This window comes from Bradyrhizobium sp. CCGUVB4N, from assembly GCF_024199945.1.
In the GTDB taxonomy this organism is placed as follows: domain Bacteria; phylum Pseudomonadota; class Alphaproteobacteria; order Rhizobiales; family Xanthobacteraceae; genus Bradyrhizobium.
Map to the genome: position 1 here is coordinate 9,020,568 of NZ_JANADP010000001.1, position 13,087 is coordinate 9,033,654.

Here is a 13,087-nt window from a genome sequence, read left to right on the forward strand (position 1 = left end):
GATTCCCGGCACTATGGAGGGGCCGAAAGAGCCGGGCAACCGGCGCAAACGGGCGCAGGCCATGCCTCTGACGCAATCGGCCCGATGATACCCGGCCCACGCTCTTGACGGCTTGCGCTCGATCAAATCCTATCCGCCGCCGATCTCAGGGAGTTTCGTTCATGTCCGTCGACGACAGGCCTACACTCAGCGCTCCCGACGACGATCCCTGGCTCTGGCTGGAGGAGGTCGAGGGCAGCCGCGCGCTCGATTTCGTCGAGCGGCAGAACCGCCTGACGCTGGACCAGTTTGGCGGCGCGGCGTTCGAGCGTGACCGCGATATCCTGGCCGCAATCTATGACCGATCCGACAACATCCCCTATGTCGGCCGCAGCGACGGCCTGCTCTACAACCTCTGGAAAGACGCAACGAACCCGCGCGGCCTGTGGCGGCGAACCACCATGGCGGAGTTTCGCAAGCCCGAGACGTCCTGGGAGACGCTACTCGATATCGACAAACTCGCAGCAGGCGAAGGCGAAGACTGGCTGCTGAACTGGTCGAGCTCGTTGCCCGGCGATGCGCCGCAGACGATCCTGAGCCTGTCGCGCGGCGGCAGCGATGCCGTCACCATGCGCGAGTTCGACCTCAACACGAAGAGCTTCGTTGCCGGTGGCTTCACGCTGCCGGAAGCCAAGGGCAGCGTCGACTGGGTCGATGCCGACACGGTGCTGTTGTCGAGCGCGTATGGCGGCGCGGACATGGCGACGACCTCCGGCTATGCGCGGACGGTGCGGTTGTGGCGGCGCGGCGAGCCGGTCGAAAATGCGCGAGTGGTGTTCGAGACCACGCCGGATCGCATGAGCACCTCCTGCGACGTCGACCGGACCGGTGAGACGCCGCGGTTCTGGTTCATCGACCGGCTCGACTTCTTCAATTTCGACCTCTGGCTCGGCACCGAGACCGGCGCGACCGTCAAGCTCGACCTTCCCTCCGACATCTGGCTGCAGGCTCACCGTGACTGGTTCGCCATCAAGTTGCGCTCGGCCTGGAGCGTCGGCGGCACCACCTACGCTCCAGACAGCGTGCTCGGCATCTCGCTCTCGGCCTTTCTCGCCGGCGATCGCAATTTCGCTATCCTGTTCGAGCCAGGCGCACGCCGCGCGCTGCAGGGATTTTCCTGGGCCGACGGCAAGCTGCTGCTCTCCATTCTCGACGAATTGCGGCCGGTGTTCGAGATCTGCACGCCGTCCGCCTCAGCCTGGAGCCGCGAGATGCTGCGCGGCCTCCCCGACATCGGTGTCGTCGATGTCTGGCGCTTCGATCATCATGAGTCCGAGAGCAATGGCGACCTCCTGGCCAATGTGCAGGACCCGCTGACGCCGCCGTCGCTGATGCTGATCAAGCGCGGCGTCGAAAGCCCGACGGTCCTGAGGCAAGCGCCGAAGACGTTCAACGCCGACGGCCTCGTGGTGACGCAGCACGAGGCCATCTCGGTCGACGGCGAGCGCATTCCCTATGTGCAGACCGGCCCGGCGGGCGAGACCGGCGATGCGCCGGTCTACATGACGGCCTATGGCGGTTTCGGCGTCACGATTCGCCCGGAATACAATTCGTCGCTCGGCAAGCTGTGGCTGGAGCGTGGCGGCACCACGGTGCAGGCCAATCTGCGCGGCGGCGGCGAGTTCGGCACGCGCTGGCACGATGCGGGGCGATACGCTGGCAAGAAGCTGTCGCATGATGATTTCGCGGCCGTTGCCGCCGATCTCGTGCGACGCGGCGTGACGCAGCCGAAACGAATCGCCGCGCAAGGCGGATCGAACGGCGGCATCCTCATCACCAACATGCTGGTGCGATACCCCGAGCGTTTCGGCGCGCTGTTCTGCACCATCCCGCTGATCGACATGCGCCGCTACACAAAGCTGCTCGCGGGCGCGAGCTGGATCGCGGAATATGGCGACCCCGACAAGCCGGAAGAATGGGAGTGGCTGAAGACCTACTCGGCCTATCACAATGCAAAGCCCGGTCAGTCCTATCCGCCGATCCTGATCGCGACGACGCGACGCGACGACCGCGTTCATCCGGGCCATGCGCGCAAGATGGCGGCCAAGCTGCAGGCGATGGGCTATGAGGCCTGGTTCTACGAGCCGGCCGCCGGCGGCCACGGCTACGGCAAGGACAACAAGGAGCGCGCCGGCTTCCAGGTACTCGGCTTTCAGTTTCTGAAGGAGAAGATCGGGTGGCGGGACGGACAGGTGTGAGGGCCGAGCACTCTCGTCGTATCGCGACGTGAGGGACGCACCGCTCTCTCATTCCCTCCCCCCTTGCGGGGGAGGGGCAGGGAGAGGGGTTTACACGGGGACTCTCTCGAAGAGTGCACGCTGTACGATCACAGATGGATAGACCGTTTGCTGGGCTACCCCTCTCCCCCGCCCTCCCCCGCAAGGGGGGAGGGAGCGCACCGCCGTCTTGGCGCAAACCAAGACCTAAGCTGGCAGCGCTTTACGAACGCGCAAACACCAGCGTCAGATTGTTCGCGGGCATCTCGATCGTGTCGATGAGACGAAGCCCAGCAGCCTTCGCCAGCGTCTCGACATCGCCGACGTCGCGCACGCCCCATTCGGGGTTGCCTTCGCGCAAGGAGGTGTCGAACACGGCGTTGCTGAGTGCGGTGTGCTTGCCGTCGCGCTTGAACGGGCCGTAGAGGAACAGCCGGCCATCGGACCGCAAGTAACGGCCGGCGCCGGCGAACAGGCCCTCGGCCACGGTCCAGGGCGCGATGTGGATGACATTGGCGCAGAACACGGCGGCGAGATTGTTCGGCCCCTGCCCGCTCTTCAACTCCGGGCACCAGTCGGGATCGACAAGATCGATCCGCAACGGCGAGCGGACGTTCGACAGGCCCGAATGCACGCGCCAGGCCTCGATACTCTTCACATGGCGCTGATTGAGGTCGCTGGGCCACCAGACGAGCTCAGGCGTATGGCGGGCAAAATGGACCACATGCTGGCCGGTTCCACTGCCGACCTCGACCACGTCGCCCGATCGTCCGGCGAGATGCTTTTCGAGCGCCGCCCAGAGCGGCTCGTGATTGCGATGGAAGGCCGGCGCATCGAGACGGCCGTCGGATTCGACCCTCCCGCCGTCCCTGCCAAATTCAACGACATATTCAGCCAATTGATGTCCCCGGAAAATGAGAAAGCACACGAAAACGCAACAAGGGCCAAACGCCCCCAGCCAGGCGCCGGTTAATGCCGGCTTGATGAACGATTTATCTCTTCAGTTGCAATGCGGAAGATATTAACGGCATTTTGCGCCCTGCATAGTCTTGATTGTCACGGCATGCCCTTTGTGCTTTTGAAACACTATCTTTTGCAGACATATAAGCCTCGGAACGACGCCGTGACCGCCTTTCCTCGCAAGCCCGCCCTGCTCCTCGCGCTGGTCGTCCTCACGGGCCTCGCCGCGCGCCCGGCGTGGGCACAGTCGGCCATCGCCGAGGGCCAAAAACTCGCCTTCGACCGCGGCAAGGGCAATTGCCTGACCTGCCACGTCGTCAAGGGCGGCGATCTGCCGGGCACGATCGGGCCGGAGCTGAAGGACATCAAGTCAAAATACCCCGACCGCAACGAGCTGGTCGCGATCCTGTTCGACGAGACCAAGCGCAATCCGCAGACCATGATGCCGCCGTTCGGCCGCAACCGGCTTTTGACCGATCAGGAGATCAGCGCGATCGTTGATTTCCTGCAGACGCTGTAACGGCGGGCCCGGAAAACCCAGATGAGATTTGAGATGACCAAGAGATTTGAGATGAACACGAACACCGATCCTCATCCGACACGGCGCCTGATCCTTCAGGGCGCGGCTTGCGTCGCTCTGATCGGCCTCGGCGATCTGCCGTTCGCGCCCGCGCGCGCCGCGGCCAACGACAAATATCCCGAAGAGGCGTTCAAGCTGAAGAACGAGGCCGACGCGATCAAGGCGCTCTATGGCAGGACCGCCGAGCCCTCCGACAAGGTCAAGCTCGATGCGCCCGAGATCGCCGAGAATGGCGGCGTGGTGCCGATCTCGGTGACGACGACGCTCGACAAGGTCACGTCGATCTCGTTCTTCGTCGCCGAAAACCCGAGCGCGCTGGCCGCGTCCTACAAATTTCCCGACGGCACGATCCCCGCCGTCGCCAATCGCCTGAAGATGGCCAAGACCAGCAACGTGACCGCGATCGTGGAAGCCGACGGCAAGCTCTACAGCGCGACCAAGGAAGTGAAGGTCACCGTCGGCGGCTGCGGCGGCTAAGGCGCGAAGGAGAACAATCATGGCATCCAGCATTCGCGTACGCGCAACATCCAACGGCGACATCACCGAGGTGCAGACGCTGATCCAGCACCCGATGGATACCGGCCTGGTGAAGGACGCCAAGGGCGAGTTGATCCCTGCGCACTACATCCAGGAACTGAAGTTCACATGTAACGGCAAGGACGTCTTCGTCGCCGATTGGGGCACCGCGATTTCCAAGGACCCCTACGTCAAGTTCAGCTTCAAGGGCGCCAAGAAGGGCGATGACCTGAAGATCTCCTGGACCGACAACAAGGGTGGGTCCGACCAGACCACCGCGAAGATTGCGTGATGAAGGCCCGCACCGCCCTCCTGCTTGGCTCGTTGAGCGCCGCGCTGGTCGCGTTCGCACTCGCCTCTCCGCGCGTGGTTGCCGCCGACAAGGTCGATCCCGTCGCTGACGCCAAGGCGTTCCAGAACTTCTTCTTCCAGAAGTTTCCGAACGTGAAGCACGAGGATTTCGTCAACGGTCCTTATTCCATGAACGAGGACATGAAGCGGCAATGGCAGGAGAAGGAGGAGTTTCCACCCTACGAGTTCGCGCTCGACGCCGGCAGGGAGATGTTTGCGACGCCGTTCAAGAACGGCAAGACCTACGGCGACTGCTTCCCGAACCGCGGCATCGGCATTCGCCAGAACTATCCTTACTTCGACACCAAGGAAGGCAAGGTCGTCACGCTGGAGCTCGCGCTCAACCGCTGCCGCGAGGCCAATGGCGAGGCACCCTACTCCTACGTCAAGGACGAGATGGCCTCGCTGACCGCTTATATGGCGGTCACGTCGCGTGGCCAGCTGATGGACATCAAGATCCCCGATGATCCGCGCGCACTGGAAGCGTTCGAGAACGGCAAGCGCTATTTCTACACCCGCCGCGGCCAGTTGAACTTCTCCTGCGCGAGCTGCCATGTGCAAAGCCCGGGCGAGCGCATCCGCGCCGAGATCCTGGCGCCGGCGCTCGGCATCCTGAACGCAATGCCGATCTATCGCTCCGAATGGAGTGGCATGGGCACCACCAGCCGCCGCTTCATCACCTGCAACAGCCAGACCCGCGCGGTTCCGCTGGAGCCGCAGGCCGATGAATATCGCGACGTCGAGTATTTCCTCTCCTACGTCGCGAACGGCCTGCCGATTTCAGGACCGGGAGCGCGGCCATGAAGCGGTCACTTCCCCTCGCCATGTTGCTGGCCCTGAGCTCCGCGCCGATGGCGCGCGCGGCAGACGAGGCAGACTACAAGGCGGCCTATGCTGCCGCGGAGGCTGCGTCCAAGGAGGCAGCCGGCATGCGCAACCAGTGGACCACGACCGTCTCGACGCTGGCGGCCGCCAAGAAGGCGGGCGACGGCGGCGATTTCGACCGCGCCGTGGCCGCAGCAAAAGAGGCTGAAGCGCTGGCGAAAGCATCCGTCTTCCAGGCGACCTCTGAAAAAGAGGCCTGGAAGGCGATGGAAATCCGCTAGACTTGATGACACCGGAACCGTCGAACTGCCGAGAATAGGTGCGGAGAATTGGTGATGGCGATCCGCCGCCGCGATTTCCTGAAGAGCTCAGCCATTGCTGCCGCATCGCTTGCGCTGCCGCGGTTTGCGCGCGGCACCGAAGCCGCGAGCATTTACGACATCGAGCGGTTCGGCAACGCGCGGATCCTCCACCTCACCGACACGCATGCGCAGCTCAACCCGGTCTATTTCCGCGAGCCCAGCGTCAATATCGGCATCGGCGAGATGGCGGGACGGCCGCCGCATCTGGTCGGCCGCGCGTTTCTGGAGCACTTCGGCATCCGGCCCGACAGCGCCGACGCCTATGCTTTCAGCTGTGTCGAGTTCGAGAAGTCCGCTGGACGCTTCGGCAAGCTCGGCGGCTTCGCCCATCTGAAGACGTTGATCGACCGCCTGCGCGGCGATGTCGGCGACAAGCACGCGATGCTGGTCGACGGCGGCGATCTCTGGCAGGGCACCGGCCTTGCCAACATCATGCAGGGCCGCGACATGGTCGAGGTCGCCAATCTGCTCGGCATCGAGGCGATGACCGGACACTGGGAATTCACCTATGGCGAGCAGGCGTTGCGGGAGAATCTCGAGCACTTCAAGGGCGAGTTTCTGGCACAGAACGTCTTCCTGACCGAGGAAGCGGCGTTCAACGACGCACCTGCCTTCGACAAGGCGACGGGGCGCGTGTTCAAGCCATCGACCATCAAGGAGCTCGGTGGCCATCGCGTGGCGATCATCGGCCAGGCTTTTCCTTACGTGCCGATCGCGCATCCCAAGCGCTTCACGCCGGACTGGACCTTTGGCATCCGCGAGGAAGAGCTGCAGAAGCATGTCGATGCGTTGCGCGGCGCCGACAAGGTCGATGCGGTGATCCTGCTGTCGCACAACGGCATGGACGTCGACCTCAAGCTCGCCAGCCGCGTCACCGGCATCGACGTCATCCTCGGCGGCCACACCCATGATGCCGTGCCGCAGCCGATCGCCGTGAAGAACGCCAGCGGTACGACACTCGTCACCAATGCCGGCTCCAACGGGAAATTCCTGGGCGTGCTCGATCTCGCGCTCGACAAGGGCAAGGTCAGCGATATCAGGTATCATCTGCTGCCGGTCTATTCCGAGCTGCTGAAGCCCGACCCTGCGATGGCTGAGCTGATCGGAAAGCTGCGCGCGCCGCATGTGACCGACTGGTCGGAGAAGATCGCAACGCCGGATCGCCTGCTCTATCGCCGCGATAATTTCGCTGGTCCCGTCGACGAGCTGATCTGCACCGCGCTGCGCACCGAGCTCGACGCCGAGATCGCGCTGTCGCCGGGCTTCCGCTGGGGCGTCACCGCCTTGTCGGGCCAGCCGATCACCATGGAGGATGTGCTCGCGGAAACCGCGATCACCTATCCCGAGACCTATGTGCAGGAGATGACCGGCGCGCAGATCAAGGACGTGCTGGAGGACATCAGCGACAATCTCTTCAACACCGATCCCTACTACCAGCAAGGCGGCGATATGGTGCGCGCCGGCGGGCTGAGCTACGCCTGCAGCCCCACCAACGCGATCGGCAGCCGCATCTCCGAGCTCAAGCTCACCAATGGCAAGGCGCTCGGTGCCGACCGGCACTACAAGGTCGCCGGCTGGGCTTCCGTCAACGGCCAGCAGGGCGCCCCGGTGTGGGACGTCGTTGGAAAATATCTGCGCTCGGGCCGGATGTTTCAGGAGCGCCTCGGCACCGGCGTCACGCTCAGGGGCGTCGACGGCAATCCAGGCATTGCAGGATAGGCGTGATGCGGCTGCAAATCTTTCGCACAATGCTGCTGGCGCTGCTCGTCCTCGCCGCGCCGACATTGTCTTCAGCGCAACAAGTGCCGCTTCAGGACAAGCCGTTCGCCGAGCACAAGATCGTGCTGCAGCTCTCCGACGGCGACGCGAAAAAGCAGGCGCTGGTGCTGAGCGTCGCCAACAATCTTCTGAAGGCTTACGACCCCGACAAGATCGCGGTGGAGGTCGTCGCCTTCGGTCCCGGCATCGACCTTCTGCTATCCGGCAGCGAGCGCCGCAAGCAGGTCGAGAGCCTGATCGCGCAGGGCGTGCGTTTCGACATCTGCCTCAACACGGTCGATACGATCGAGCGGGAGACGGGCAAGCGGCCGGAGTTCATTCCCGCCGCGACGCCGGTGCAGGTGGGCGTCGGGCAGATCCTGTTTCTGGCGGAGAATGGGTACACGGTGGTGAGGCCGTAGGGCGGCCGTAGCATAGTGTCACCTCACACCCCGCCGTCGTCCCGGCGAAGGCCGGGATCCATACCGCGTGATCTCGCGTTGGTCGCGGTAGGCATACCGAACGCTGATCTTCGCCAAACCACTCCCTGGGGTTATGGGTCCCGGCCCCCGTGCGCAATTGCGCACTAGGCCGGGACGACATCGAGTTTTGGAGACCCGCCTGAGACCGTAAGCCGCAATAAAAATCTTCTAAATTTTCTTATTTCAACAGCACATTACTTCTCTTATCGGCCTCCGGCGTAGTAGAATCGTCGAAACCAGTCCACGCCGGGTGTTGCCATGATCTTTCGCCAGCTCTTTGACAGCGTTTCGGGCACCTACAGCTACGTCCTTGCCAGCCGCCCCGGTGGCGAGGCGCTGATCCTTGATCCCGTGCTGGAGAAGGTCGATCGCTACTGCCAGCTGCTGCGCGAACTCGACCTCAAGCTGGTCAAGGCCGTCGACACCCATCTGCACGCCGACCACGTCACCGGCCTCGGCGAGCTGCGCGACCGCACCCATTGCATGACCGTGATGGGCGATCAGACCAAGGCCGACGTGGTGGCGATGCGGGTCGCCGACGGCGACAAGGTCACCATCGAAGGCCTGTCGCTCGACGTGATGTACACGCCGGGCCACACTGACGATTCCTATTCCTATCTGATGGGCGACCGCGTCTTCACCGGCGATACGCTGCTGATCCGCGGCACCGGCCGCACCGACTTTCAGAACGGTTCGTCGCGCGCGCAGTACGAATCGATCTTCAACCGGCTGCTCAAACTGCCCGACGAGACGATGGTGTTCCCGGCGCATGACTACAAGGGCGACACCGTCTCCACCATCGGCGAGGAGAAGCGCTACAATCCGCGGCTGCAGGTGCGCTCGGTCGACGAATATATCGAGCTGATGGCGAACCTGAAGCTGCCCAATCCGAAGATGATGGACGTGGCGGTGCCCGCCAACATGCGGGTCGGCCTGCATCAGGAAGAGCTGGAAAAAGAGGGCCGCGCGCTCAGCGCAACCGAGGCGATCCGCTCACTCCATCGGCCCGACATCCTGCTGGTGGATCTGCGCGAAACCAATGAGCGGATGAAGCATGGCATGCTCGAAGGCGCGCTGCACACGCCGTATCCGAGCGTGGAGGAAAGCCTCAAGCCCGGCGGCATGCTGCGCGAAGTCGCCGCCGCCACCGGCCGCCGTGTCGTGTTCTTTTGCGCCTTCGGCGAGCGCTCCGCGATGGCTGTTGCGGCTGCCAAGGAGGCCGGCCTTTCCAACACCGCGCATATCGCCGGTGGCATTGACGCCTGGAAGAAGGCGGGCGGGCCGGTGGTGCACGCCTGACGCTATCGTCGCAGCCTTGAGATAAGTCAGGAACCGCTTAGATCTTGCGGTGAGAATCGGGTGACGCATCACCATCCGGGATCAGTCATGGCCAAATCCGCCAAGCCGAGCGAACCGCCGAAAACGAAGCCCGCAGCCGACAAGGCCAAAAAGCCCAGGCCGCCGCGCGACACCGACGACGACTACGAGGATGGCGACATCGCCACCCCGAAGCGCGATCGCGATGGGAATGACGACGAGCCGTTGTGAGGGGGGCACTCTCGCCTCACGAACGGTGCGTCCCCTCCCCCCTTGCGGGGGAGGGTTAGGGAGAGGGGTTCTCACGGGGACTCCATCGATCTTTTCCTCTTGATGACCGACACAATTTTTCCTGGGCTACCCCTCTCCCCCGCCCTCCCCCGCAAGGGGGGAGGGAGCGCAGTGCGCCTCACTGCACCACCGAATAATCCCTCAACGCGGCAGCGCCCCCACCCGCACTACCTGCCATGCGCCTGCGTTCATGGACAAATAACCGGTGTCCCCGATAGTTTGCGCGCTTCCTGAGACTGAATCGGAACTGCAATGGTCGACGTTCTCGCCGCACCGCAACAAGGCAAGGCGGACAGCGCGCTGCGCACGCTGACCGGGATTTCGATCGCGCATTGGGTCAGCCATTTCCATCTGCTGGTCCTGCCGATGCTGTTCCCGTTCCTCAAAGGGCAGCTTGGCGTCGGCTATGTCGAGCTCGGCTTCGCGCTGACCGTGTCCGCCGTCGTCTCCGGGCTGACGCAGGCGCCGACCGGCTATCTCGTCGACCATTTTGGCGCGCGAAGAATCCTGCTTGGCGGACTGACGCTCGGCGGCCTCGCGCTGATCATGCTCGGCCTGAATCTGAGCTACGCCTCGCTGATCGCCTGCGCCTTGCTGCTCGGGCTCGCCAACAGCGTCTACCATCCCGCCGATTACGCGATCCTCGCCGAGCACATGGACGAGGCGCGGATGGGCCGCGCCTTCTCGATCCACACCTTTGCCGGCTATTTCGGTGGCGCCGTTGCGCCGGCGATCGTCGCCGCGCTGATCACCGTGTCCGGCGGCGTCGGCGCGTTGATCGCATCGGGCGCGATCGGCGTGCTGGTGGCGCTCCTGCTGGTCGCCATGAACATTCCCGATGCCGGCGCGCACAAGAGCAAGCCGGGCAACGCTGACATGCCGAAGCAGGCCGTCATCACGCCGGCGCTGATCACGCTGACCGCACTGTTCATGCTGCTCAGCCTGTCGGTGGCCGGCATCAACAATTTCGGCGTGGTGGCGCTGATGAGCGGCTATGGCGCAACCTATTCCGTCGCCAATGTCGCGCTGACCGCGTTCCTCGGCTTTGGCGCCGCGGGCGTGCTCGCGGGCGGTTTCCTCGCCGACCGCACCGAGCGCCATGGCTATGTCGCCGCTGCCTGCTTTGCCGCGAATGCGGCCATCGTGCTGCTGATCGCGCTGGTCACGCTGCCAGGCTGGGCCTTGACCGCCACGATGGCGACCGCGGGTTTTCTCTCCGGCGTGATCGCGCCGTCGCGGGACATGCTGGTGCGCAACGCCGCGCCTCCCGGTGCAGCGGGCCGCGCCTTCGGCATCGTCTCGACCGGTTTCAATCTCGGCGGCATCATCAGCCCGCTGCTGTTCGGCTGGATCATGGACCAGAGCGCACCGCACTGGGTGTTCGGCGCCTCCGTGATCTTCATGATCGCAACAGTCGTGCTGTCGCCGTTTACCGAACGGAAGACGCAAGCCAAGGCGTAGCTACAAGTTAAGCTGTCGTCCCGGCGAAGGCCGGGACCCATACTCACGAAGCTAGTTGTGGCGCGAGCTGGTTATGACCAGTCTTCGCCAAACTAAGGGTTGTGGTTATGGGTCCCGGCCCCCGTGCGCAATTGCGCACTAGGCCGGGACGACAAGCAAAACAACAAAACGGGAAGAAACGCATGAGCACCCCTGATCTCGTGATCCGCGGCGGCACCGTCGCGGACGGCAATGGCGGCGAGCTGTTCGAGGCTGACGTCGCCATCACCGGCGGCAAGATCAGCGAGGTCGGCAAGGTCTCGGCCAAGGGCCGTGAGGAGATCGATGCGCGCGGCAAGCTGGTGACGCCGGGCTTCGTCGACGTGCACACCCATTATGACGGCCAGGTCACCTGGAGCCAGGACATCACGCCGTCGTCGCAGAACGGCGTCACCACCGCGATCATGGGCAATTGCGGCGTCGGTTTTGCGCCGTGCAAGCCGGCCGACCACACCCGCCTGATCCAGCTGATGGAAGGCGTCGAGGACATTCCGGAGCCCGTGCTGAGCGCCGGCATTCCCTGGGCGTGGGAAAGCTTTCCGGATTACATGGACTGGCTGTCGAAGCGCGATTTCGACATCGACGTCGGCGCGCAGCTGCCGCATGCGGCACTTCGGGTCTATGTCATGGGCGAGCGCGGCGCACGCCGCGATCCCTCGACGGCGGAAGACAACGCTGCGATGGCGAAGCTCGCGGGCGAGGCGGTGCGCTCCGGCGCGCTCGGCTTCTCGACCTCGCGCACGCTCAACCACCGCACCTCGACCGGCGATTTCACGCCCACCTTGAAAGCGGGCGAAGACGAGCTCACCGCCATTGCCTGCGCGATGCACAGCCAGGGCCGCAGCGTGCTGCAATTCGTGCTGGATCTCTCCACCATCCACGAAGATCTGCCGATGATGCTGCGGGTTGCGGACAGCACAAGGTGCCCGATCTCGTTCTCGATCACCCAGAACGACAAGTCGCCCAACCGCTGGCGCCAGACGCTGGACGAGATCAATGCGGCGGCCAAGCGCGGCCTCTCCATCACCGCGCAGATCGCGGCGCGCCCGGTTGGCCTCCTGCTCGGGCTCGAGCTGTCGCGCAACCCGTTCCAGACCCATCCGAGCTACAAGGCGATCGCGCATCTGCCGCTCGGGGAGAGGTTGGCGCGGCTGCATCAGAGCGAGGTGCGCAAGGCGATTTTGAGCGAGACGGCGACGTCGACCGACGATCCGCTGTTCTTCCGTCCGAACTACGACAAGATGTTCCTGCTCGGCGATCCCCCGGATTATGAGCAGCCGCCGGAGAACGCACTGGGCCCGCAGGCGCGCAAGCAGGGCCGGCAGCCGGAAGAGCTCGCTTATGACGCGATGCTGTCGGACGAGGGCCGCGGCATGCTCTATGTACCGTTCCTCAACTATGCCGACGGCAATCTGGACGCGACCCGCGAGATGCTGATCGATCCGCAGTCAGTGCCCGGCCTCTCCGACGGTGGCGCGCATTGCGGCATCATCTGCGACGCCAGCTTCCCGACCTATCTGCTGACGCACTGGACCCGTGACCGCAAGCGCGGCGAGAAGCTCTCGATCCCCTTCGTGGTCGCGGCGCAGTCGCGCAAGACCGCGCTGTCGGTCGGGCTGACCGATCGCGGCTTGATCGCGCCCGGCTACAAGGCCGACGTCAACGTGATCGACTACGACCGGCTGCATCTGCATCCGCCGAAGGTGCACTACGACCTGCCGGTCGGCGGCCGTCGGCTGCTGCAGGATGTCGATGGCTATGAGGCCACGATCGTGTCGGGCGTGGTGACGCGGCGGCACGGCGAGGCGACAGGACGCCGGCCGGGGAAGCTGATCCGGGGTGCGCAGGGGGTGAATTAGGCGGAGTACGAGGCGCGAAGGTCGCGCCTCA

At 64.3% G+C, this 13,087-nt stretch carries 13 protein-coding genes; 12 read left to right on the top strand and 1 reads right to left on the bottom strand.

The window, feature by feature from the left end:
* The first annotated feature begins 161 nt into the window (after positions 1-161).
* Positions 162-2,237, top strand: a complete 2,076-nt coding sequence (locus NLM31_RS42090; protein ID WP_254135021.1) for a prolyl oligopeptidase family protein — start codon at positions 162-164, stop codon at positions 2,235-2,237.
* Positions 2,238-2,478: 241 nt separating this feature from the next.
* On the opposite strand, the gene NLM31_RS42095 is transcribed toward NLM31_RS42090, so the two are convergent.
* Complete coding sequence (locus tag NLM31_RS42095) at positions 2,479-3,153, bottom strand: DUF938 domain-containing protein (protein ID WP_254135022.1); 675 nt, start codon at positions 3,151-3,153, stop codon at positions 2,479-2,481.
* A gap of 225 nt (positions 3,154-3,378) precedes the next feature.
* Between NLM31_RS42095 and soxX the strand changes: the two genes are divergently transcribed.
* From soxX to NLM31_RS42150, 11 genes are all read left to right on the top strand, one after another.
* Positions 3,379-3,735, top strand: a complete 357-nt coding sequence (gene soxX / locus NLM31_RS42100) for a sulfur oxidation c-type cytochrome SoxX (RefSeq protein WP_254135023.1) — start codon at positions 3,379-3,381, stop codon at positions 3,733-3,735.
* Between the two features lie 51 nt (positions 3,736-3,786).
* On the top strand, positions 3,787-4,272 hold the full coding sequence (gene soxY, locus NLM31_RS42105) for a thiosulfate oxidation carrier protein SoxY (protein ID WP_254196351.1): 486 nt from the start codon (positions 3,787-3,789) through the stop codon (positions 4,270-4,272).
* Positions 4,273-4,291: 19 nt separating this feature from the next.
* Positions 4,292-4,603, top strand: a complete 312-nt coding sequence (gene soxZ, locus NLM31_RS42110; protein ID WP_254135025.1) for a thiosulfate oxidation carrier complex protein SoxZ — start codon at positions 4,292-4,294, stop codon at positions 4,601-4,603.
* Positions 4,603-5,466, top strand: coding sequence for a sulfur oxidation c-type cytochrome SoxA (gene soxA, locus NLM31_RS42115; RefSeq protein WP_254196011.1), 864 nt, complete (start codon positions 4,603-4,605; stop codon positions 5,464-5,466). Before soxZ ends, soxA begins: the two co-directional genes overlap by 1 nt.
* A complete protein-coding gene (locus NLM31_RS42120; RefSeq protein WP_254196012.1) occupies positions 5,463-5,768 on the top strand; it encodes a hypothetical protein in 306 nt (101 codons plus the stop codon). Before soxA ends, NLM31_RS42120 begins: the two co-directional genes overlap by 4 nt.
* Positions 5,769-5,822: 54 nt before the next feature.
* Positions 5,823-7,568, top strand: coding sequence for a thiosulfohydrolase SoxB (gene soxB / locus NLM31_RS42125; protein WP_254196013.1), 1,746 nt, complete (start codon positions 5,823-5,825; stop codon positions 7,566-7,568).
* Between the two features lie 5 nt (positions 7,569-7,573).
* On the top strand, positions 7,574-8,029 hold the full coding sequence (locus tag NLM31_RS42130) for a hypothetical protein (protein ID WP_375167525.1): 456 nt from the start codon (positions 7,574-7,576) through the stop codon (positions 8,027-8,029).
* Between the two features lie 318 nt (positions 8,030-8,347).
* Positions 8,348-9,388, top strand: a complete 1,041-nt coding sequence (locus tag NLM31_RS42135; protein ID WP_254196014.1) for an MBL fold metallo-hydrolase — start codon at positions 8,348-8,350, stop codon at positions 9,386-9,388.
* Between the two features lie 87 nt (positions 9,389-9,475).
* Complete coding sequence (locus NLM31_RS42140) at positions 9,476-9,637, top strand: hypothetical protein (RefSeq protein ID WP_254135030.1); 162 nt, start codon at positions 9,476-9,478, stop codon at positions 9,635-9,637.
* Positions 9,638-9,949: 312 nt separating this feature from the next.
* Positions 9,950-11,158 (top strand): MFS transporter, encoded by a 1,209-nt coding sequence (locus NLM31_RS42145; RefSeq protein WP_254196015.1) that lies wholly within the window; start codon positions 9,950-9,952, stop codon positions 11,156-11,158.
* 182 nt (positions 11,159-11,340) lie between these two features.
* Complete coding sequence (locus NLM31_RS42150; RefSeq protein WP_254196016.1) at positions 11,341-13,056, top strand: amidohydrolase family protein; 1,716 nt, start codon at positions 11,341-11,343, stop codon at positions 13,054-13,056.
* Positions 13,057-13,087 lie beyond the last annotated feature (31 nt).